This window comes from Nocardioides sp. WS12, from assembly GCF_014108865.1.
In the GTDB taxonomy this organism is placed as follows: Bacteria; Actinomycetota; Actinomycetes; order Propionibacteriales; family Nocardioidaceae; genus Nocardioides.
Genome location: NZ_CP053928.1, coordinates 4783275 through 4804011 on the forward strand (window position 1 = coordinate 4783275; position 20737 = coordinate 4804011).

A 20737-nucleotide genomic window follows, 5' to 3' on the forward strand; every position below is an offset into this window, starting at 1 on the left:
TCAGGCGAGGGCGCGGTCCAGGGCCGCCGCGACGTGCAGCGAGGTGCAGCCGAAGACGGGCAGCTCGGAGTCGGCCTGGCGCACCAGCAGCTCCAGCTCGGAGCAACCGAGGATCACGCCACCCGCGCCGGCGTCCCACAACTCGCTGATCAGGTTGACCACGGACCGACGCGAGTCGTCGATGACCTTCCCGTGCACCAGCTCGTCATAGATGATCCGGTTGAGCTCGTCGTGGTGGGCCGGCTCGGGCACCAGGACGCCGAGCCCGTGGCTGGCGATCCGGTCGGTGAAGAAGGTCCGGGACATCGCGAACTTCGTGCCCAGCAGCGCGACGCTCTCGACCCCCTGCTCCTTGCACGCCTCCGCGACGACGTCGCCCAGGTGCAGCAGCGGGATCGACACCGCTTCCTGGACCTGTTCGGCAACGCGGTGGAAGGTCGTCGTACACAACAGCAGGAAGTCGGCGCCAGCGCGCTCGACCGAGATGGCTGCGTCGCGCAGGATGGCGGCAACGCCGTCCCAGTCCTCCGCCTCCTGGAGCGTGGTGACTTCGGCAAAATCGACCGACGTCATCGCCGTACGCGCCGAATGGAAGCCGCCCAGGCGCTGCTCAACGCCGCGGTTGAGCGCCTCGTAGTACGCCGCGCTGCTTTCCCAGGACATGCCGCCGACGAGCCCGATGGTCTGCATGGCCAGAGTCTAGGGGTGTCAGATCACACGCGGCCGGGGCGTCGACGATGTGAGCAGGATGCTTTCCCGCCGTTAGGCTTGCAGGCGGTCACCGCGCGCGAGCGCGTGTCCTGACCGCCCCGAAGACCTTCGACGAGAGCGACGCCGTACTCCCATGTCCCAGACCATGTCCGAGGATGGACGATCCCTCCGCCACGACCTGCGCAACGTAGCCATTGTCGCGCACGTCGACCACGGCAAGACCACGCTTGTTGACGCGATGCTGCGCCAGGCCGGTGCCTTCACGGCGCACCAGGCCGAGTCCGTGGCCGAGCGCGTCATGGACTCCGGTGACCTCGAGCGCGAGAAGGGCATCACGATCCTCGCGAAGAACACCGCCGTTCACTACCGCGGCCCCTCCGCTCAGGAGATGGCCAACGGCGACATGGTCATCAACATCATCGACACCCCGGGTCACGCCGACTTCGGTGGCGAGGTCGAGCGCGGCCTGTCCATGGTCGACGGCATCGTGCTCCTGGTCGACGCGTCCGAGGGCCCGCTCCCGCAGACCCGCTTCGTGCTGCGCAAGGCACTCAACGCCAACATGCCCGTGATCCTGGTCGTCAACAAGACCGACCGTGGCGACGCGCGCATCGACGAGGTCGTGGATGAGACGTACGAGCTCTTCATGGACCTGCTCGACGACACCCACAGCCACGACGCCCTCGACTTCCCCGTCGTGTTCGCCTCCGGCCGGGCCGGGATCGCGTCGCTGACCAAGCCCGAGAACGGCACCCTCCCCGAGGGCACCGACCTCGAGCCGCTGTTCCGCACCATCCTCGAGAACATCCCCGCCCCCGTGTACGACGAGGGCGCACCCCTGCAGGCGCACGTCACCAACCTCGACGCCTCCCCCTTCCTGGGTCGCCTCGCGTTGCTGCGGATCCAGCAGGGCACCCTGAAGAAGGGCCAGACCGTTGCCTGGATGAAGCGCGACGGCACGGTCAAGAACGTCAAGATCACCGAGCTGCTCGTCACCGAGGGTCTCGAGCGCAAGCCCGGCGAGCAGGCCGGCCCCGGCGACATCGTCGCTGTCGCCGGCATCCCGGAGATCACCATCGGCGAGACCCTCGCCGACGCGGAGAACCCGATCGCCCTGCCGCTGATCCACGTCGACGAGCCCGCGATCTCGATGACCATCGGCACCAACACCAGCCCGCTCGTGGGCAAGGTCAAGGGACACAAGGTCACCGCCCGTCTGGTCAAGGACCGCCTGGACCAGGAGCTCATCGGCAACGTGTCGCTCCGCGTCCTCCCGACCGAGCGTCCCGACGCGTGGGAGGTGCAGGGCCGCGGCGAGCTGGCGCTGGCCATCCTCGTCGAGCAGATGCGTCGTGAGGGCTACGAACTCACCGTCGGCAAGCCGCAGGTCGTCACCAAGGAGGTCGACGGCAAGGTCCACGAGCCGTTCGAGCGCCTCACGATCGACGCGCCCGAGGAGTTCCTCGGCACGATCACCGAACTCCTCGCCGCCCGTAAGGGCCGCATGGAGGGCATGACCAACCACGGCACCGGCTGGGTGCGCATGGAGTTCGTCGTCCCGGCCCGAGGCCTGATCGGTTTCCGGACCGACTTCCTCACCGAGACCCGCGGCACCGGTATCGCCCACCACATCTCGGAGGGCTACTTCCCGTGGGCCGGCGACATCCGCTCGCGCGCCTCCGGCTCGCTCGTCGCGGACCGCTCGGGCGCCACGACGGCGTACGCCATGACCTCGCTCCAGGAGCGCGGCGTGATGTTCCTCGAGCCCGCCACCGAGGTCTACGAGGGCATGATCGTCGGCGAGAACTCCCGCGCCGACGACATGGACGTCAACATCACCAAGGAGAAGCAGCAGACCAACATCCGGTCCGCCACCTCCGACAACTTCGAGAAGCTCATCCCAGCGAAGAAGCTGTCGCTCGAGCAGAGCCTCGAGTTCTGCCGCGAGGACGAGTGCGTGGAGATCACCCCGGAGACGGTGCGGATCCGCAAGATCATCCTCGACGCCAACGAGCGCGCGAAGATCACGAGCCGCGCGAAGAAGGCCTCCAAGTAAGGCACTGAGCAGCACCACAGGCCGGGCTCAGCCCGGTCTGGACCATGGCACGTCCTAGTCACGCCACGTGACTACGACGTGCCATTGCTGTTCTTGGAGACCCGTTGTGTGATGGGCGGTGGGACCGGCCGCATACGGCTTTGCTTCTGGGGAGCATTTTCCGGGAGTTGGGTGCAGCGACATCCAGCCGTGCACGCCCACCTTGAGGATGCTCCCAATGCCTTCAGCCTCCCGATCTTCCCGCGCTCTTCCGCGGCCGCTCCGGCGGCGCATCGCTCGCCGTTCCGGCGCCTTCTTCGCCTGTCTGGCCGTCGTCGCCGCCACCACCCTCGTCAGCTCCGGAGCCGACGCCGCCGCCTTCGGCCCGTACGACATCGACGGGATCGTTCCCGGGTCAGATGCTGCGCAGAACCTCCCTGACGACTCCGGCAACGTCAAGGAGATCGGCCCGAAGAACGGCAGCCCCACCAAGATCACCGTGATCCACACCGCAAACCCGCCCATGCTCGAACTCACGAACCCCAACGCGCAGGTCGACCTGAAGCAGGCGTGGCTCAACCTCAAGCGCCAGGGCAACGCCGACTTCCTCTACTTCGCGTGGGAGCGCGACTCCAACACCGGCAGCGGCTTCATTGCCTTCGAGTTCATGAAGAACGGACTGCCGTCCGGGTGCGCCACGTCGTATGCCATTGCCACCTGCAATCCGTGGAAGACAGGCACCGAGGCGGGCAACGTCCAGGTCGGCCGCAGCGCCGGCGACTTCCTGATCCTGTGGGACCAGAGCGGCAGCAGCGCGGTGCTCTCGAAGCGGACCTGGACGCAGGCGAACGCCAACGCGCCGCTGGTCCTCAGCGCGCCCGTGGGCCTGCCGCCCGCCCAGGCAGCCGGTCTCTACAGCGCGGACAAGACCCGCGGTGAAGCGGCCATCAACCTCACAGCGGCAGGACTGACCGACGGCCAGTCCTGCACGACCTTCGCCAACGTCATCCCGAGCACCGTGACCGGCAACTCCGACACGGCCGACTACAAGGACACGATCCTCAAGAAGATCGACCCGCTCAGTAGTTGCACGCCCACGCTCACCACGACGCCTGCGGACGGCAGCGGCACGGCGCTCGACGAGGGCACCGTCTCGATCGGAGACGGCGTGGTCCAGGTCAAGGACATCGCGACCGTGGGCCTGACCGGCGGCAACGCATCACCGACCGGGTCGGTTTCGTACTGGCTCTGCAACGCGGACGACCATGGAGCGACCTGTGGCGCCGGAGAAGGTGAAGCCATCGGTTCGACCAACCTCACCGGCAACGCCTTCCCCGTCAACGTCACCTCGCCGACGGCTTACATCACCGCAGCCGGCACCTACTGCTGGCGTGCCACCTGGAGCGGCGACTCCGGGAACGGCATTCCTGCGGTCTCCGAGAATGACGAGCCGGGAGAGTGTTTCGAGGTCTCCGCAGTCACCCCGGACCTGAGCACCGTGGCCAGCGAGGACACCACCGCGGGTGGCACCGTCAGTGACACCGCGACGTTGTCCGGAACGGCAACCCAGCCGGTCGGCGACGGGGTCAGCACCACGGTGCCGGTGGGCGCAGCGGACGCGGGCGGCACCATCACCTTCGATCTCTACGGGCCCAGCGACACCGGGTGCGGTCAGGGTGACCCCGTCTACACGACGTCGGTCGATGTGGACGGCGATGGCGACTACTCGACGCCCGACTTCGAGCCGGAATCGGTCGGCCTGTACCACTGGGTCGCTTCGTACAGCGGCAATGCACCCAACACCAATGCCGCCGACCACAACACGGACTGTTCCGTGGACGACGAAATGGTCGAGGTCACCGATGTCCCGTCGACGATCGAGACCGCCCAGAGTTGGGTACCGAACGACTCGGCGACCGTGTCCGCAACGGCTGGCGACGACCTGGACGGTGAAGTGACCTTCAACCTGTACGCCACGTCGGACTGCACAGGCGCCGTGGCGTACACCGAAAAGGTCGATGTCGCTGGTGACCAGAGCGGCGTGACCGTGAGTACGTCGAACACAGAAGCCTTTGCCGCCGGTGACTACTCGTGGCAGGTGAGTTACGACAGTGACAACCCGGCCCAGCGCGACATCGCCGCCAGTTGTGAGGAGACCTCGTCGCTGACCGTCGACGACGGGGACCCGGTCTCGAGTGACTGAGGCCTGATACCGCCCGAAGTCCGGGCCTGAACATCGTCACCCGACCAGTACCCACGAGACTGGTCGGGTGACGACTGCCCGGAGCCAGGACCGCTGGCTCTTCGCGACGCTCGCCGCCGTCACCACCGTCACCGCAATCGTCAGCAGCCTGGGCGCGCCACTGGTCCCCAGCATCGCCGGTCGGTACGACGTCCCGATCAGCACCGCTCAGTGGATCCTGACCGCCACCCTGATCACTGCGGCGGCCGCCACCCCGGCACTCGGGCGCTGGGGCAGCGGGCGGCTGCGCCGGCCCGTGATCCTCGGTGCGCTGGGCGTCGTCCTCGTCGGCACGATCCTGTCCGCCGTACCGCTGGGGATCGGTCCGCTGATCGCCGGTCGTGCCCTGCAGGGCGTGGGCCTGGCGCTGTCACCGCTGACCATGGCCGTCGCGCGCGACGTCTGGTCCGGTGACCGACTGGCGTCGCGGCTCTCGTTGCTGTCGATCGCCACGGTGGCCGGCGCCGGCCTGGGCTATCCCCTCACCGGCTTCCTCGCCGAGTACGCCGGCATCAGCGGCGCCTACGGGTTCGGTGCGGTGCTCGTCGCGATCAGCCTCGGCCTCGCACTGAAGTACCTCCCGAAGCACGCCGAGGGGGTGCCGCAGGCCGTCGACCTGCCCAGCGTCGCCCTGATCGGCGTCGGCATGGTCTGCACGCTGCTGGCCGTCAGTGAGGGCGAGCGCTGGGGCTGGTTGTCCGCGCCCGTCCTGCTGCTGGCCGCCGCCGGCGTGCTGCTGCTCTCGGGCTGGATCGCCCGCACCGTCCGGGTGACCCGCTGCGGCGGACAACCGCTCGTCGACCTCCGCCTGGCCGCCCGCCCCGGTGTCCTCGGTCCGAACCTCGTCGGCTTCGTGCTCGCGTTCGCGATGTACGGACTCCTGACAGTCGTCGTCCTCCTGGTCCGCAACGACGGCAGCGACGGCTGGGGCCTGGATCGGGGGCCGCTGAGCGCCGGGCTGGTCCTGGTCCCCTACGCCCTGATGAGCGTCGGCGGCAGCCGGGTCGCGCTCCGCATCGCCCGTCGGTACGGCGCGCACGTGTTGCTGCCGCTCGGCTCCACCATCTTCGCCTCGTCGCTCGTCCTGCTCACCCTCGAGCACGACACCTTCGCGCTGGCCCTGGTCGCGATGGCGATCGGCGGGCTCGGCAGCGGCTTCACGTTCTCGACGCTGCCGATGCTGATCGTGCCGCACGTCCCCCCGTCGGAGACCGGCAGCGCGATGGCGTTCAACCAGTTGCTCCGCTACCTCGGCTTCGCCGTCGGCTCGGCCGCAAGCGTCGCCCTGCTCGCGGTGTACGGCGGCCACGAGACCGCGTTCCGGGCCACCACGCTCACGATGGCGGGGGTGTGCCTGATCGCCGCGGCCGTCGTACCGCTGGGGCGCCGGAGGCGCTAGCTGAGGGCGATCGGTCAGAGACCTTGCCCATCAGGCCGAGAGGGCACCAGACGGGAATCGACAGCTTGCCGGTACAGCTGGCCGGCGCGGTACGACGAACGGACCAGCGGTCCCGAGAGGACTCCGGCGAATCCGATCTCCTCGGCCTCGGCCGCGAGCTCGACGAACTCCTCCGGCTTGACCCACCGCTCCACGGGGTGGTGACGCGGCGAAGGACGGAGGTACTGGGTGATCGTGATGAGCTCGCAACCGGCTTCGTGCAGGTCGCGCAGCGCCTGCGAAACCTCTTCGCGGGTCTCGCCCATGCCCAGGATCAGGTTCGACTTGGTGACCAGACCGAAGGTGCGGGCCTGGGTGATCACGTCGAGGGAGCGCTCGTAGCGGAACGCTGGGCGGATCCGCTTGAAGATCCGCGGCACCGTCTCGACGTTGTGGGCCAGCACCTCGGGGCGGGACTCGAAGACCTCGGTGAGGAGCTCCGGGATCCCGTTGAAGTCGGGGATCAGGTTCTCCACACCGATGCCGGGGTTGAGCTCGTGGATCATCCGCACGGTCTCGGCGTACAACCAGGCACCGCCGTCGGGCAGGTCGTCGCGGGCGACACCGGTGATGGTGGCGTACTTGAGCTGCATCTTCTGCACCGACTCCGCGACCCGACGCGGCTCGTCACGGTCCAGCGGCAACGGCTTGCCGGTGTCGATCTGGCAGAAGTCGCAGCGCCGGGTGCACTGCTCACCGCCGATCAGGAAGGTGGCCTCGCGGTCTTCCCAGCACTCGAAGATGTTGGGGCACGCAGCTTCCTGGCAGACCGTGTGCAGGCCCTCGGACTTCACCAGCTTCTGCAGCGCGGTGTACTCCGGACCCATCCGCGCGGTCGTCTTGATCCACGACGGTTTGCGTTCGATCGGCGTCTCCGCATTACGAACCTCCAGACGCAGCAACTTGCGCTGGTGTGGGGCAACAGGCTCGCTGCTGGAAACAGTCAGTTCTGACGGCTGGTCCATCGTGTCGTCGCCTCCCGCCTCAGAATTCGTGACGCTCTGGGGCAAGAATGGCCCGGTAGCTGTTCCGCTGTGGGCCGAGGAGGCGCTCCAGCAGGAACGCACGCTTCAGGTACAGGTGGGCGTCGTGCTCCCACGTGTACCCGATACCGCCGTGGTTCTGGATGTTGTCGGCAGCGCTGGTCCGGGCACCGTTCACCGCCAGCACATAGGCGGACGACGCGTGGAACGCAGCGTCCGGAGCGCCGGCCTCGACGAGGAGCGCGGCCTGGAAGACCTGCCCGACTGTGGCGTATGACGCGATCGCCATGTCGGCGCAACGGTGCTTGACCGCCTGGAAGGAGCCGATCGCCTTGCCGAACTGGGTCCGGGTCTGGGCGTACGCAGCGGACATGTCACAGATGGCCTCAATGATCCCGAGCAGTTCTGCCGCAGCCAGCACCCGTGCCCGGTCCATCAGCGCCGGGCCCTCGATCTGAACGACTGTCCCGGTGGTCGTCACGCGGGAGAACCGTGTGCAGGGGTCGACTCCAGGCGTCGGCTCTGCGTCGACCACCACGGACAGGGTGCCGCCGTTCTCCTCGACCCGGAGCAAGAGGTCGCCCGGCCGCGCGTCGATGGCGACGCCACCCAGATCCATGCCCACGCGTCGGTTCCCGCTGGCGATCTCCTCAGCGAGCGAAGTCTCGCCAGCGAGCGCTGCAACTCGAGCCCCGAGCACCGAGGAACGGAACGGTCCCGGCGCCAGCCCGCGACCGAGTTCCCGGAACAGCATCACCTCTTCGGGCAAGCCCAGGCCGACTCCGCCCTGCTCCTCCGGGAGCGACAGGGCCAACCAGCCGAGGTCGGCGCAGCGTGACCAGGTCTCCTCGTCGATGACGGCCGACCGCGGATCTGCGGCAAGCTCGCGGACTCGGGAGATCGGAAGCTCCTTGGCCAGGAAACCGGCAGTCGAGGCGGCGATTTCGGTCTGGTCAGGCGACGGGGCGAGGTTCATCATCGGATAGTCCGCATCGTTGGTGGTTGAGAAGATTCAGACAGGCTCGAACTGGAGCAGGGTCCAGTCCGGGGTGACGTCGTCGTAGCCGACCCGCACCATCTGGCCGATCGTGATCGATTCCGGATCTTCGATCCGCAGTGAACCGATCATCCGGAACCCTTCGGCCATGGTCACGTGCACCAACGCGTACGGCGCGGTCTCCTGATACGCCTTGGTCGGGGCACGACGTACGACGGTGTAGGTGTAGATCCGGCCGTGGCCAGCAAGCGGGGTCCACGTCGCCTTGTCATCGAGGCATCGGTTGCAGATCTCCTTGGGCACGTAGCGGAACGCGCCACATCCGTCGCACTTCTGCACCTTGATGGCGTGCTCGCGGAGTGAGTCCCAGAACGGGCGCTGCCAGGCCGGGACACCCTGCGGGAGGAACTTGTCGTAGTGGTCCATGCTCACACCTCACCGAGAATCGCCGAGAAGTTGTTCTGCATCGCGCCGCCGACACCGCTCACATATCCGAAACGGGCGTTGTCGACCTGACGGGGACCGGCGGTCCCCCGAAGCTGCTCGACCACTTCGATCATCGTGAAGATGCCGCAGCTACCGGCATGACTGAAGGAAAGGAAGCCGCCCGACGTGTTGGTCGGCAGCCTGCCGCCGATCTTGAGGGCACCCTTCTCGACGAACGGGCCGCTCTCGCCCGGCTTGCAGAAGCCCGCTGCCTCGAGGCCGAACAAGACGTTGACACTGAAGTGGTCACCGATTCCGGTGACGTCGATGTCGTCACGCGCGACGCCAGCGAGGTCAAAGGCACGGTCTGCCGCCTGGGTGGCTGCTTCGAACTCGGCCAGTGAGGGGGCCACATTCGGGTCGATGTGGCTGTGCCCTTCGCCGTACCCGAGGAGGCCGATGGCCCGGCGGCCGTTGGCCCGGGCGACATCGGCTGTGGTGACCACCACGGCTCCGCCTCCCTGATTGATCGCGCAGCAGTCGAGGAGGTGCAACGGGTCGGCGATCATCCGGGAGCCGAGGACATCCTCGATGGTGATCTCACCGCGATGGCCGTTGAACGACAACGGATGCAAGGTCGCGCCGTGGCGCTGGGCCACGGCTACCTCTGCCAACTGCTCGGGCGTGGTGCCGAACTCCGCCATGTGCCGCATGGCCAGGACGGCGTAGTCCGAGACCCGCGTCGTGCCATACACGTATTCGTAGGGACCGCTGAGCATCGCCATGGCGGCGACCGCCTCATCGCGGTCCGCGCTCGCATACCCTTCGGGCATGCCGGCCGCCGCGGTGCAGATCAGAACGGCGTCAGCCAGTCCGGTGGACACCGCGTGAACTGCCAGATTGATCCCGGCCGCGCTCGAGGCTGCTCCGATCGAGGTCGACGCGTGGTAACGCAGTGGCTTGCCCAGCAGGTCGAAACCCAGGGCAGCGCCCGGCAGGTTGGCGCGGATCCCGGCACCCGGGGGACCTTCGCCGATGACGCCGTCGATGTCAGCGAGGCTGATACCCGCGTCCGCACACGCCGCCTTGGCGCACTCGAACCAGACGTCCGCTGCGTTGCGATCGGTCAGGTCGCCCTGCTTCGTCTGGTAGACGCCGGCCACGACCGCCTCTCGGAATTGCCGAGCCATGCCATCCCCTCACTGTCACCAATATCCATCGCCACGTTTATCGCGATATCAAAGATATCGCCATTTCGAATATTCGCGCAATAACCGCGATTAACGCAAGTGCGTGCGATCCAGATCACGATATGGCGCAACATTTGAATAGATTTCTTGAGGCCAAGCGGCTAATCTGGTCGTTACGAACCACGATTCCGGACGGGCCGCCTCACCGAGCGGCGAGAAGTCTGAAGCTGCCCGGCATGATTCAATGCGTTACCACCAACCAAGAGGAAAGGGTTACCGCCCATGGCTAGCAGAACGATCACTCTGTACGTGGACGACCTTGACGGCACCGAGATCAAGCAGGGCAAGGGCGGCCCGGTGACGTTTGGCTTGGACGGTCAGGACTACAGCGTCGACCTGACCGAGAAGAACGCGGCCGAGTTGCGCAAGCTTCTCCAGCGCTACATCGACGTTGCCGGCAAGGTCACCCGCAAGGCCGGCACGAAGGCCAAGAAGCTGGACGGACCGTCCCCCGCGGAACTGCGGGCCTGGGCAGCCGACAACGGCTTCGACGTCCCGACTCGCGGCCGCATTCCGGACAGCATCCGAACGGCCTGGGAAAGCAAGTAGCCCTCGCAGTTCGTCGCACGCAACAGGCCCCGGCGGGATCTCCCCGTCGGGGCCTCGTCGTCCGGCCACCTACGCCCCGTTGCCAGCGACCGTCCCACCAGAAAGGCAGCCCCGATGGCGCCCCCTCCCGAGGCAGTCGTGTTGACGGAGCCCGCTCCGGGCGTCCGCCTGATCACCCTCAACCGTCCCGACGTCCGCAATGCAATGACGGCCGACATGACCACCGCCTGGGACCAGGCGATCAACGCTGTCGCAGCCGACCGGCAGGTCCGGGCACTCGTGGTCACGGGCGCGGGTAGCTCGTTCTGCTCGGGGGCAGATCTGTCCTGGCTCGACCAGACCGCAGCCGAGGACGTCACGACGGACCGCCTACGAGACCGAATGCTGCCGTTCTACCGGAGTTGGCTCGCTCCCCGAGAGTTGCCCTTCCCTGTGATCGCGGCCGTCAACGGTCCCGTGGTCGGCGCCGGGGTGTGCCTTGCGCTGGCCTGCGACATCCGGATTTCCAGTCCCGAGGCACACTTCTCGACACCCTTCATCTTCCTCGGCACCCACGGCGGGATGGGCGCGACCTGGCTCCTTCCCGAGGCCATCGGAGTGCCGCGTGCCCGGGAGATGCTCTACACCGGTCGGCAGGTCTTCGCCGACGAAGCGCTTGCCTGGGGTCTGGTCTCCGACGTGACCGAGGACGTCCTCACCCAGGCCCTGGAAGTCGCCCGCCGGATCGCCTCTGCGGGGCCCATCGCCCTCCGTCTGACCAAGGTCGGTCTCAGCCAGGCGGCCGCGGGGCTCGAGGCGGCCATCCAGTGGGAGGCGCTGGCCCAGCCGGTCACCATGACCACGGCCGACCTGCACGAAGGCGTCGAGGCGGTCCGGACGAATCGCGCCCCTGTTTTCCAGGGGCACTGACCACCTACCAGGTGAAGACGACCGCTGCCTTCTGTTCCGAAGCTGGCACCTCCGGGCGAGCAACGCGACGCTCCCGAGCCGCTTGGCTTCGACGTCCCTGCTTGGCGCTCGAATGGTCGATCTGGTCCCCGCGCAGGAGCCGTGGCTGAGGCGACAACTCCCACAAACCGTCGACGAGATCGCGCAGCGTCTCCTGCCGAAGCGAGTAATGGAGGTGACGACCGCGCTTTCGAGCGATGATCAACTCGGCTTGCACCAGCGTTTTGAGATGGTAGGAGATCGTCGGCTTCGAAACACTCAAGGCGTCCTCGAGAGCGCTCCATGAGAGTTCTCCGGCAGCGGCGATCTGTCGCACCATGTCGAGCCGGATCGGGTCTCCGAGCGCTTTGAAAGCACGGCTCGAGAGCGGGTCTTCAGGATCGGGATCGATCACGGCCTTGTCCCTTCCCTGGGCACATCTCAATAATGCATTGATTCAATCTATCCATTATCTCGCATGCTCTCAAGTAATTCAGAATGCGCACAACAATCGCCAATCGCAATTCCCCAGCCATCGGTCCTTGACCCCGCACGGAAGACCTCTTACCGTGGTCGATCAAATGCCATCTACGCGTGGTCGCGGCCAACGCGGCAACCTCCCCGCTGATTTGACCAGCTTCATCGGCCGACACCAGGAGAGTTCCGAGCTCAAGCGCCTCCTCGAGGTGTCTCGGCTCGTCACCGTGACCGGGGTCGGCGGGATCGGCAAGACCCGCCTCGCCCTGAGGGTCGCTGCCCAACTGCGGCGGGCTTTCCCGGGTGACGTCTGGTTTGTCGAACTCGGAGCGGTCGAGGATCCCGATCTGGTCGCCGGGCAGGTCGGGCTGGCACTGGGCCTGCGCGATCACTCCGGCCGTTCTCCGGCAGAAGTCCTTCTCGACTATCTGAGCGACAAACAGGCGCTCCTCGTGATCGACAACTGCGAACATGTCATCGACGCAGCGGCACTGCTCATTGCGGACCTGCTGAAGGTCGCCCCACAGGTCCGGGTCCTGACCACCTCCCGGCAGCGCCTGGGCATCACTGGCGAACACGTGTTGTCACTGTCGTCCCTCTCACTCCCCGACGCCGACAAGCCGGCCCCGCTTCCCGCGGCCTTCCCGCAGTACGAGGCCCTGATCCTGTTCGTCGAACGGGCCCAGGCAGCCACCCCGAGTTTCGCTGTCACTGCCAGCAACCACGCCGTTGTGGTTGCGCTGTGCCGCGCGCTCGACGGCATGCCTCTGGCGCTCGAGCTGGCTGCCGTTCGCCTGCGCATGCTGTCCCCTGAACAGGTCCTCGCGCGCCTCGACGACCGCTTCAGCCTGCTCGCGTCCCAGGACCAGTCGATCCATCCGCGCCAACGCAACCTGCACGCGCTGATCGACTGGAGCTTCGAGCTGTGCTCACCCGAGGAGCGCACCCTCTGGATGCGACTGTCGGTGTTTCCGGGCGCCTTTGACCTCGATGCGGCGATCGGCATCTGTGCCGGCGACGGTCTGGATGAAGCCGCTGTGCTCGATGCCCTCACCGGGCTCCTGGACAGGTCGCTGTTGGTCGCGGAACCCGGCGGGCCGCGGCGCATGCGCTACCGCGCGTTGGACACCATCCGCGAGTACGGTCGGCTGGCCCAGCGTGACGACCCGGAACTGATCACCACCCAGCGGCGCCGACACTACGAATACTTCCTCCAGCTGGCCCGGACCGCCGAGATCGACTGGTGCGGACCGGATCAACGGGACTGGGTCGCCCGACTCGACGACGAGCACGACAATCTTCGAACCGCACTGGAGTTCTCGCTGTCCGAGCCCGGCGATCCACGGGGTGGACTCGATCTCGCGGGAAGCCTCTGGGTGCACTGGCTGATGAACGGCCTCCTCACCGAGGGACGCCACTGGCTCGACCGTGTCCTGGCGGTCCCCGGAGAACCGTCCAACGAGCGGGCGAAGGCGCTCTGGTGCGACGCCTACCTGCGGCTGCACCAGGGAGACATCGATGGTGCCGTGGCCAAACTGGAGCTCGGGTCATTGGCAGCCGAGGCAGTCGACGATGACGACGCGATGGCCCACCTGGTCGAGTGCAAGGGCGTGGCGGCACTGTTGGCGCAGGACTGGACAGCGGCCGCGACCCACTCGCGGTCCGCCGCAGCCAAGTACCGAGTGCTCGGCAACAAACTCGGGGCGATCTTTGCGCTGGCACGTCTGGCAATGGCCACCTACCGCTTGGGCGACATCGAGAATGCTTCGGTCCACTACACCGAGGCGCTCGCCCTCAGCGAAGAGTCGGGTGAGACCTGGGGTCGATCAACGGTCCTGTGGATCCAGGGCATCATGCACTTCGACTTCGGCGACATCGAAGCCGCGCAGGGCGCCATGCGCGACAGCCTGCGCATCAGACATTCCTTCCAGGATCGCCTCGGTGCCGCGCAATGCCTCGAGGTGCTGGCGTGGATCGCAGCGTCACAGCAGTCGTACGAGTCCGCTGCACGACTGCTCGGCGTCGTGCACGCACTGTGGTTGAGCACCGGAGGGAAGCTCTTCCCGCACATCCTTGATCGCGACCAACGCTGCCGGGCCGACATCGAGGAGGCGATCGGCAGTCGCCGCCTCAATGCGGCGCTGGAAGAAGGCACCCGGATGGGGGTCGACGACGGCATCCGGTTCGCCCTGGGGGCTGAGGCACCACCTCCGACGCCTGGAACGGCCAGCCGGTTGACCCCTCGTGAGCAGCAGGTGGCGGAACTCGTCGCCGAGGGCCTGAGCAACAAGACCATCGCCGCCCAACTGGTGATCTCGCAGCGAACTGCTGAGGCCCACGTCGAACACATCCTGACCAAACTCGGCTTCAATGCTCGAGCCCAGATCGCAGCGTGGGTCGCCGAGAATCGTGGTACCCAGCCCAGCCCGACCGGGCGACCGCCTCAGAGCCGATAGAGCCGTCGAGCGGTGTCCGCCAGGACCATCCGCTGGTCGTCACGCCCTAGGTCCTCGATCAACAGTTTGACCGCGTCCCAGACCGCCCCGTAGGTGCAGGTCGCCCGGTCGACCGGGAAGTTCGACTCCGCGAGGCATCGCCCCGGGCCGAACGCAGCCAGCACCTGGGACACCACTGCATGCCAGGCGTGCGCGAGTTGATGGCCCGCGATGGGCGTCACGAGTTGACCGCGACCGAAGCCCAGCATCGGCATTCCGAGTCCGCCGACCTTGACCGCGACATTCCCGCATTCACTGAGCTCAACGATGCCATCCAGCCATGCGGCCATGACCTCGTCCTGTCGCCCGGCATAGGACCCGATGGACAGCGGCGATCCCAGGTGGTTCACGACGATCGTCGTGTCCGGGACGGCGCGGGCGGTCTCCGCCAACTGGGGGAGCTGGGGGTGGTACACGTAGGCGTCGTAGCTGAGCCCCCGGCCACCGAGAACAGCCAGGCCCGCACGGAACTCGTCGCGAGCCATCAGGTCTGGAGCCGGGCCCTGCGGCAACCGCGGTACAGCGGGGTCGTCGTCGTACGCCGTTGCCTGACGGATGCCCCTGAACCGTCCACCACCGGCGGCCTCATGCGCGTCCAGTACTTCCGGCAAGCGCGGATCGCTCAGGTCGGCGTACCCGACGATCGCAGCGAGATCCGGCCCACTCCCCCGGCTCCGGCCGTACAGCGCAGCCACGGTCTCCGTCTCTCCGACGGCACGCAGGTGGGCCGGGCCCCTCGCCCTGTAGCCCTGTCCACATTCGACATGCACGACCTGCGTGACGGCGTGCCCACCCGCGGCGACGTCCTCGTCGAGGTCACCCGGACGGTACGCCGGCCGCCGTCCTTCCTCGAACAGGTGGAAGTGCGAGTCAACGATCTCGCCTGACATCGTCAGTCCGACGAGGCGCCCGAGAAGATCTCGCGCGGATTGTCCTCGAGCATGGTCACGATCTGCTCCGAGGTGACCCCAGCCTCGAGCAGGGCCGGAACGACGTCCTCGGTGATGTGCAGGAACTGCCAGTTGGGCCAGTTCTTCTCGCGGTATTCGTCGGGAACGTTCGCACTGTGACACGAGGTGTCGTGGGAGAGCACGATCCGCGATGCGTAGCCACGTTCGACCAACGCGGCGACCGTGGCGACCCTCTTCTCGAAGGTCATGAAACCGTCCAGCCCGAACCGGTCCATTCCTACGTAGGACCCTGCGTCGATCAGTCGCTGCAGGTAGTCGAGGTCCTCGGTGTCTCCGCTGTGCCCGATCACGACGCGCCCCAGATCCACCCCCTCTTCGAGGAAGATGCGCTGCTGATCCAGACCACGCTCGGCGATCGCATCGGTGTGGGTGGAGATCGGAACCCCGGTCTGCAGATGCGCCCGCGCGACTGATCGGAGGATCCGTTCGACGTCCGGCGTGACGCCGGGGGCGTCCGTGACGCACTTCAGGATCCCTGCCCGGATTCCGGTCCCGGCGATGCCTTCGGTGATGTCCCGGACGAACATCTCGAGCAACGGTTCTTCGCCGCCGAACATCCGGCCCGGACCGCGCACCCGCAGGTGCGTCGGTAGATCGGCGAAGGTGTAGTAGCCGGTGGCGGCAATGATCCGGACCGGCGATCGCTCTGCGACAGCCTGAACCCGCCGGATGTCCCGGCCGAGACCGAGGACGGTCAGGTCCACGATCGTGTCGATGCCCGAGGCCTTCAGATCGACGAACTTGCGGACAGCGTCATCGGTACGCGCCTCGTCGTCCCAGGTCTCTGGGTAGTTCACCTGGAACTCGTGGTTCTGCACGAATACGTGCTCGTGCATGAGCACACGGCCGAGCTCGGCACATTCGACCTCGCCGTTGACGGTCTGGACCGTTGCCACGCTCAGATCTCCTCGTCGCGGACCAGGCAGAGACCGTCCACTGCCACCGGGCCGTCACTGGTCATGATCATTGGATTGACGTCGATTGACGCGATCCATTCCCGTCCTCCAGCAGCGAGTTCGGAGGCAGCGATCAGGGTCTTCGCCAACGCCTCCTTGTTCCACGCCTGACCACCCCGGAAGCCATCGAGAACGCCCGTGTCGGCAAACTCCTCGATCAACTCGGCAGCGTCGCGGCCAGACATCGGCGCCATCCGGCCACCAATCCGCTTCATGATCTCGACGAAGATGCCGCCGAGCCCGAAGGCGACCACAGGCCCCAGTTCCGTCTCGCCCTGGATCCCGAGGAACACCTCGCCATGCCCGGCGATCATCGCCTGGACGGCGACGACCGAAGGAAGGTCGTCGCGGGCAGCGATCGCGCGGAGTTCAGCAACCGCCGCCTCCAGCCCGTCAAGGGTGACCTTGACCCGGACCGCATCGTGTTCGGTCCGGTGAGCGACGTCGGCCAGTTTGACGACGTACGGCCCCTCGAAAGGCGGCGGAGTCGCCGCTGCGTCCGCACCAATCAGGTGCCACGGCGCGACTGCGATTCCGGCCGCTTCGAGCAACTCCATCGTGGCGGCGAACGGAAGCATGCTCCCTTCGGCGACGGCAAGAGGTGTCACGCCGGGGCGCACAATCGCGCGCCGGCTGAGTGCCGAGGTGACCACCGCGTCCGGGTGCGTCCGCTTGAACCCGGCCATCGTGTTGAGTCCGCGCAGGGTGCCCCGCAGGCCGTTGCCCACGGCGACGCCATCGGCCCGGAACTCGTCAACCCACTGGCCGCCGATCCCGGCCAGCGGCGCAACGATGAACGGCTTGCCCGGGAAACTCTTGCCGACCTCGACGAAACCGTCGGCGAGACCACGGAATTCAGCGTCCCAGTCGGCATGTTGGCTCGCGAAGAGGAGCGCATCGAACTCCGGCGCGGCGGCGTACTCCTTGACGATCCGTTCCCACAGGCCATCGACGGTCCCGACGAACCCGGTCACGTCGAGCGGATTGGGCACGGTGCCACCGGGGATCGTCTCGGCCACGAAGTCCTTGAGCCGTTCGACCTCCGGCATGGAGACGTCCTCGACCTCTGCGAGGTCACTTGCCAACTGCGCGAATCCGCCGGTGACCGTCAGGACAGCCAGGCCGTTGACCTTTGACCAACGGTCCGCCGGGAGTTGTTCGAGGAACTGGACCCGGTCGACGAGGTCGTCGATGTCAGAGGCGAGCTGGATCCCCGCCTGGCGCATCGCGACGTCGTAGACCCAGCTGTCGCCGGTCAGGGTGCCCGTGTGCGACGCGGCCATGCGCTGGGCGCGTTCAGTGCGACCCAGTTTCACCGCCACGATCGGCTTGCCCGCCTCGAGGCAGCGCTGTGCCGCGGCGAAGAACTCGTCTGGACGGCGGATCTTCTCGATCGCCAGGGCGATCACCGACGTTGCCGGATCCCCGGCCAGGTAATCGACGTAGTCCGCGAGGTCGGTCACGGCTTCGTTCCCTGCCGAGATCAGCAGGTTCAGCCCGACGCCGCCGGGGCGCCATCCGGACGCAGCGATCGCCTCGATCATGGCGCCGCTGTGAGTCACCGCCGACACCCCGCCGGCGCGCCGTTCGAAGTTCGCAAGCATGGTCAGGTCGAGCTTGCGGTGCACGTTGATCATCCCGACGCCGTTCGGCCCCACCACGTGGAGGTCCCCGGCGCGGGCCGCGTCCAGCATCCGCTTCTGAAGGGCGGTGCCGGCATCACCGAGCTCGGCGAACCCACCAGCGATCGTGATGACGCCGCCAGCCCCGACACTCGCGGCCTGTTCGACGACATCGATGGTGCGGTCGGCCCGCACAGCGCTGAAGACCGCGTCCACCGGAGCACCGATCGACGCCAGGTCGGGAAACGCCTGGTGCCCGAAGACGTTCGTCGCAGTCGGGTGGACGAAGAAGAACTCGGTGTCGCTGGCCAGCGACCGGCGCACCCCCGACCCCAGCATCGAGGTGTCACTGATGCCGACGACCGCGACCGAGCGAGGGTTCAGGGTCCGGTCGAGCGACGAGCGAGTCTCGGGTCCCGAGGACTCGATCTGAGTCAAGCCTTGCGTCATTTGTGGCCCTCCGAATGTATTAATGCAGAAATCTCTCGACCATTTCGAGGCAGATATATAAATGCATTTAAGACTGTTTCCAATTAATACTCAAGGGGCATTTTCTGGAAACCTCATCCCAGCGCCTCGACGATTCCCGACAGTTGAGCCAATGACCGGCATTCCAGGACCTCGTCGCAGTGCGGTGCGTAGACCGAGACGATCGAATCACCGGTGTCCCAACTGGCGCGAGGCTCAGGGTTGAGCCAGAACACCTGGCCCACCCCCGAGCGGATTCGGGCCAGGGCATCGTCCTGCGCCGCGTGGTAGTTGTTGCGGGCATCTCCGAGGATGATCACCGTCGTACGGCGGGTGAACTGACCTGCGCAGCGATCAGCGAGGGTGCGGAACGCATGTCCGTAGTCCGAGTGTCCGTCCACCCAGAGCGCCTCCGACTCAGCGTTGACCCGGTCGATGAGCTCCTCGAGGTCGTTCGCCGCACGCACCAGATCGGTGATCTCGGTGAGCCCGTCGACGAAGACGAAGGACCGCACCGCAGCGAACTGGGAAGCCAGGGCCCGCAGGAACCCGAGAGTGAACCCCGCGAAGGACGCGACCGATCCGGAGATGTCAGCGACAACGACGAGTTCCGTCTTGACGACCCGGGGCCGCCGGTGTTGCAGATCCAGCGGCACCCCTCCGAAGGCCAACGAACGACGGATCGTCGCTCGTAGATCGACAGCAGTACGGCGATGGTCACGACGCGATCGGCCCAACCGAACGGCCAGTCTCCGGGCGAGAGGCCCCACTGCAGCACGAAGTTCCTCGAGATCCGCGCCCGAAGCGTTCGCGAAGTCCAGGTCCTCCGGGAGGGGTTTGCGCAGGGTCCGAGCGAGTGCCTCAGAACCCCGGTCAGCCGCAACCAGCCGTCGCACCTCGGCCTCCACTTCGGCCCGGAACTCCCCGATCCTGCGTTCGTGGTTCCGATCGGTCAGGTAGGCCGCGAGTACGTCCATCCGACCCTCCGCTCGGGCCTCGGCGGTGGAGGTCGCCAAGGCAGTCGCCACCTTGCCCAGGTCGAGTGCCCGGAGCGTCCGAATGACGTAGTAGGTCCCGCCAACCGGCCGTCCGGGCTCGAACCCACCGTGCCGGGCAACCGCCTCGGCGGCGACCAACCGCAACAGCAGCGAGTCGTCAGCCGCCACCGCCCGCGCGACGACCGCGGCCAGGTCGTCGTCGGTCAGGGAACTCAGAGCGGTGACGCCGTCAGCGAGTGCACCCGCGGTCACGCCGGCCCGCGCGAAGTAGATGTCGAAGACGGTGCGGAAGGCACCAAGGTGGGTGCCGCTCTTCACCAGCGTGGCGCTCAACGTTGCCTCGACCGTTTCGCGTCGGGTCGTGCCGAGCAGCCCGACGGCCGTCAGTGCCGCCATCCGGTCGGACAGCGCAATCGGCAGACCGATGTTTCTGAGTTCATCAACAAATGCATTCAGATCGTCAATCATGGGAATTCCTGAAGGGCTTCGCCGCCGTTATCATGGCGCCATGAAAATGGTCGGGCCGGTGGTTCTTCTGCATGGATTCGCGTCCAGCTTCGAGCACGGGTGGGCCCGCTTCGGGTGGCCGGACCTCCTTGCCGACCAAGGCCGCGATGTCATCCCAGCCGAGCTGCTCGGCCACGGTCGCAGCGAACGCCCGCACGAACCCGGGGAGTACGCCGACCTCGCGGCGCACGTCCTGGCCCAACTCCCCGACGTCCCGAGCGACGCGATCGGATTCTCGGCCGGCGCGATGGCGCTCCTTCAGGTGGCATCGGAGCACCCCCACCGATTCCGGCGGCTGGTGCTCCTCGGCCTCGGCGACAGTGTTCTCCGACAGGCACCAGCTCCGATCGACCTCATCGCGGCTCTCAGCGTGACAGCACTCACGGGAAACGCCGATCCGGTGTCCACCCTGTTCCGTCGGATGGCCGACTCCGCCCGAAACGATCGCGACGCCCTGATCGCGTTCCTCGAAGGCGCGCCGCTCTCGGTCCCGGAGGCAGCGTTGGCTGCCATCACGGTGCCGACGTTGGTCATCGTGGGTGATCGCGACCCCGCCGCGCCGGCAAGCCGTCTGGCAGAACTGCTGCCCTGCAGTGAGCTCGTCGTCGTACCGGGCCTGGATCATGTCGCGACTCCGTCGGACTTCCGGGTCATCGACTTCGCGCTCGCGTTCATTGGCGCCTGA

17 protein-coding genes are annotated in these 20737 nt (G+C 66.9%); 7 read left to right on the forward strand and 10 right to left on the reverse strand.

Annotated features, from left to right (window positions below; all coding sequences use genetic code 11):
* Nucleotides 1-690, reverse strand: coding sequence for an amino acid racemase (locus HRC28_RS23100; protein ID WP_182377702.1), 690 nt, complete (start codon nt 688-690; stop codon nt 1-3).
* 166 nt (nt 691-856) lie between these two features.
* Here HRC28_RS23100 and typA point away from each other — a divergent pair, with 166 nt between their 5' ends.
* The 3 genes from typA (at nt 857) to HRC28_RS23115 (ending at nt 6387) form a co-directional block, all read left to right on the forward strand.
* On the forward strand, nt 857-2767 hold the full coding sequence (gene typA / locus HRC28_RS23105) for a translational GTPase TypA (protein ID WP_182380926.1): 1911 nt from the start codon (nt 857-859) through the stop codon (nt 2765-2767).
* Between the two features lie 217 nt (nt 2768-2984).
* Nucleotides 2985-4949, forward strand: a complete 1965-nt coding sequence (locus HRC28_RS23110) for a hypothetical protein (RefSeq protein ID WP_202033156.1) — start codon at nt 2985-2987, stop codon at nt 4947-4949.
* A gap of 67 nt (nt 4950-5016) precedes the next feature.
* Nucleotides 5017-6387 (forward strand): MFS transporter, encoded by a 1371-nt coding sequence (locus tag HRC28_RS23115; protein WP_182377703.1) that lies wholly within the window; start codon nt 5017-5019, stop codon nt 6385-6387.
* A gap of 14 nt (nt 6388-6401) precedes the next feature.
* On the opposite strand, the gene lipA is transcribed toward HRC28_RS23115, so the two are convergent.
* Genes lipA through HRC28_RS23135 form a run of 4 tightly spaced genes read right to left on the reverse strand, consistent with a single transcriptional unit; the run spans nt 6402 to nt 10022 of the window.
* On the reverse strand, nt 6402-7391 hold the full coding sequence (lipA, locus tag HRC28_RS23120; protein WP_182377704.1) for a lipoyl synthase: 990 nt from the start codon (nt 7389-7391) through the stop codon (nt 6402-6404).
* A gap of 19 nt (nt 7392-7410) precedes the next feature.
* On the reverse strand, nt 7411-8385 hold the full coding sequence (locus tag HRC28_RS23125) for an acyl-CoA dehydrogenase family protein (RefSeq protein ID WP_182377705.1): 975 nt from the start codon (nt 8383-8385) through the stop codon (nt 7411-7413).
* 36 nt (nt 8386-8421) lie between these two features.
* Complete coding sequence (locus HRC28_RS23130) at nt 8422-8832, reverse strand: OB-fold domain-containing protein (RefSeq protein WP_182377706.1); 411 nt, start codon at nt 8830-8832, stop codon at nt 8422-8424.
* Between the two features lie 2 nt (nt 8833-8834).
* Nucleotides 8835-10022, reverse strand: a complete 1188-nt coding sequence (locus HRC28_RS23135) for a thiolase family protein (RefSeq protein ID WP_182377707.1) — start codon at nt 10020-10022, stop codon at nt 8835-8837.
* 282 nt (nt 10023-10304) lie between these two features.
* On the opposite strand from HRC28_RS23135, the gene HRC28_RS23140 reads away from it, so the two are divergent.
* Together HRC28_RS23140 and HRC28_RS23145 are read left to right on the forward strand one after the other, a co-directional pair.
* Nucleotides 10305-10631 (forward strand): Lsr2 family protein, encoded by a 327-nt coding sequence (locus HRC28_RS23140; protein WP_182377708.1) that lies wholly within the window; start codon nt 10305-10307, stop codon nt 10629-10631.
* Between the two features lie 114 nt (nt 10632-10745).
* On the forward strand, nt 10746-11540 hold the full coding sequence (locus HRC28_RS23145; RefSeq protein WP_182377709.1) for an enoyl-CoA hydratase-related protein: 795 nt from the start codon (nt 10746-10748) through the stop codon (nt 11538-11540).
* Nucleotides 11541-11544: 4 nt separating this feature from the next.
* On the opposite strand, the gene HRC28_RS23150 is transcribed toward HRC28_RS23145, so the two are convergent.
* On the reverse strand, nt 11545-11973 hold the full coding sequence (locus tag HRC28_RS23150; RefSeq protein WP_202033157.1) for a metalloregulator ArsR/SmtB family transcription factor: 429 nt from the start codon (nt 11971-11973) through the stop codon (nt 11545-11547).
* Between the two features lie 127 nt (nt 11974-12100).
* Between HRC28_RS23150 and HRC28_RS23155 the strand changes: the two genes are divergently transcribed.
* Complete coding sequence (locus tag HRC28_RS23155; RefSeq protein WP_182377710.1) at nt 12101-14491, forward strand: LuxR C-terminal-related transcriptional regulator; 2391 nt, start codon at nt 12101-12103, stop codon at nt 14489-14491.
* On the opposite strand, the gene HRC28_RS23160 is transcribed toward HRC28_RS23155, so the two are convergent.
* The 4 genes from HRC28_RS23160 to HRC28_RS23175 all read right to left on the reverse strand — a co-directional run bounded on the left by HRC28_RS23160 (nt 14479) and on the right by HRC28_RS23175 (nt 20013).
* Nucleotides 14479-15420 carry an amidohydrolase family protein gene (locus HRC28_RS23160; RefSeq protein WP_182377711.1) on the reverse strand — a complete coding sequence of 314 codons (942 nt, stop codon included), beginning with the start codon at nt 15418-15420 and terminating at the stop codon, nt 14479-14481. The two genes, HRC28_RS23155 and HRC28_RS23160, sit on opposite strands and share 13 nt — an antisense overlap.
* 2 nt (nt 15421-15422) lie before the next feature.
* Nucleotides 15423-16397 (reverse strand): phosphotriesterase-related protein, encoded by a 975-nt coding sequence (locus tag HRC28_RS23165; protein ID WP_182377712.1) that lies wholly within the window; start codon nt 16395-16397, stop codon nt 15423-15425.
* Between the two features lie 2 nt (nt 16398-16399).
* Entirely contained in the window at nt 16400-18517 is a 2118-nt protein-coding gene (locus HRC28_RS23170; RefSeq protein WP_182377713.1) for an acetate--CoA ligase family protein, read from the reverse strand.
* 125 nt (nt 18518-18642) lie between these two features.
* Nucleotides 18643-20013, reverse strand: a complete 1371-nt coding sequence (locus HRC28_RS23175) for a VWA domain-containing protein (RefSeq protein ID WP_182377714.1) — start codon at nt 20011-20013, stop codon at nt 18643-18645.
* Nucleotides 20014-20071: 58 nt separating this feature from the next.
* Here HRC28_RS23175 and HRC28_RS23180 point away from each other — a divergent pair, with 58 nt between their 5' ends.
* Nucleotides 20072-20737, forward strand: a complete 666-nt coding sequence (locus HRC28_RS23180; protein WP_182377715.1) for an alpha/beta fold hydrolase — start codon at nt 20072-20074, stop codon at nt 20735-20737.

Bases quoted from the DNA above. Each gene is read 5' to 3' on its own strand.
- HRC28_RS23130 (WP_182377706.1), bottom strand. From the start codon at position 8,832: ATGGACCACTACGACAAGTTCCTCCCGCAGGGTGTCCCGGCCTGGCAG.
- HRC28_RS23175 (WP_182377714.1), bottom strand. From the start codon at position 20,013: ATGATTGACGATCTGAATGCATTTGTTGATGAACTCAGAAACATCGGT.
- HRC28_RS23125 (WP_182377705.1), bottom strand. From the start codon at position 8,385: ATGAACCTCGCCCCGTCGCCTGACCAGACCGAAATCGCCGCCTCGACT.
- HRC28_RS23100 (WP_182377702.1), bottom strand. From the start codon at position 690: ATGCAGACCATCGGGCTCGTCGGCGGCATGTCCTGGGAAAGCAGCGCG.
- lipA (WP_182377704.1), bottom strand. From the start codon at position 7,391: ATGGACCAGCCGTCAGAACTGACTGTTTCCAGCAGCGAGCCTGTTGCC.
- HRC28_RS23145 (WP_182377709.1), top strand. From the start codon at position 10,746: ATGGCGCCCCCTCCCGAGGCAGTCGTGTTGACGGAGCCCGCTCCGGGC.
- typA (WP_182380926.1), top strand. From the start codon at position 857: ATGTCCGAGGATGGACGATCCCTCCGCCACGACCTGCGCAACGTAGCC.
- HRC28_RS23135 (WP_182377707.1), bottom strand. From the start codon at position 10,022: ATGGCTCGGCAATTCCGAGAGGCGGTCGTGGCCGGCGTCTACCAGACG.
- HRC28_RS23160 (WP_182377711.1), bottom strand. From the start codon at position 15,420: ATGTCAGGCGAGATCGTTGACTCGCACTTCCACCTGTTCGAGGAAGGA.
- HRC28_RS23110 (WP_202033156.1), top strand. From the start codon at position 2,985: ATGCCTTCAGCCTCCCGATCTTCCCGCGCTCTTCCGCGGCCGCTCCGG.
- HRC28_RS23140 (WP_182377708.1), top strand. From the start codon at position 10,305: ATGGCTAGCAGAACGATCACTCTGTACGTGGACGACCTTGACGGCACC.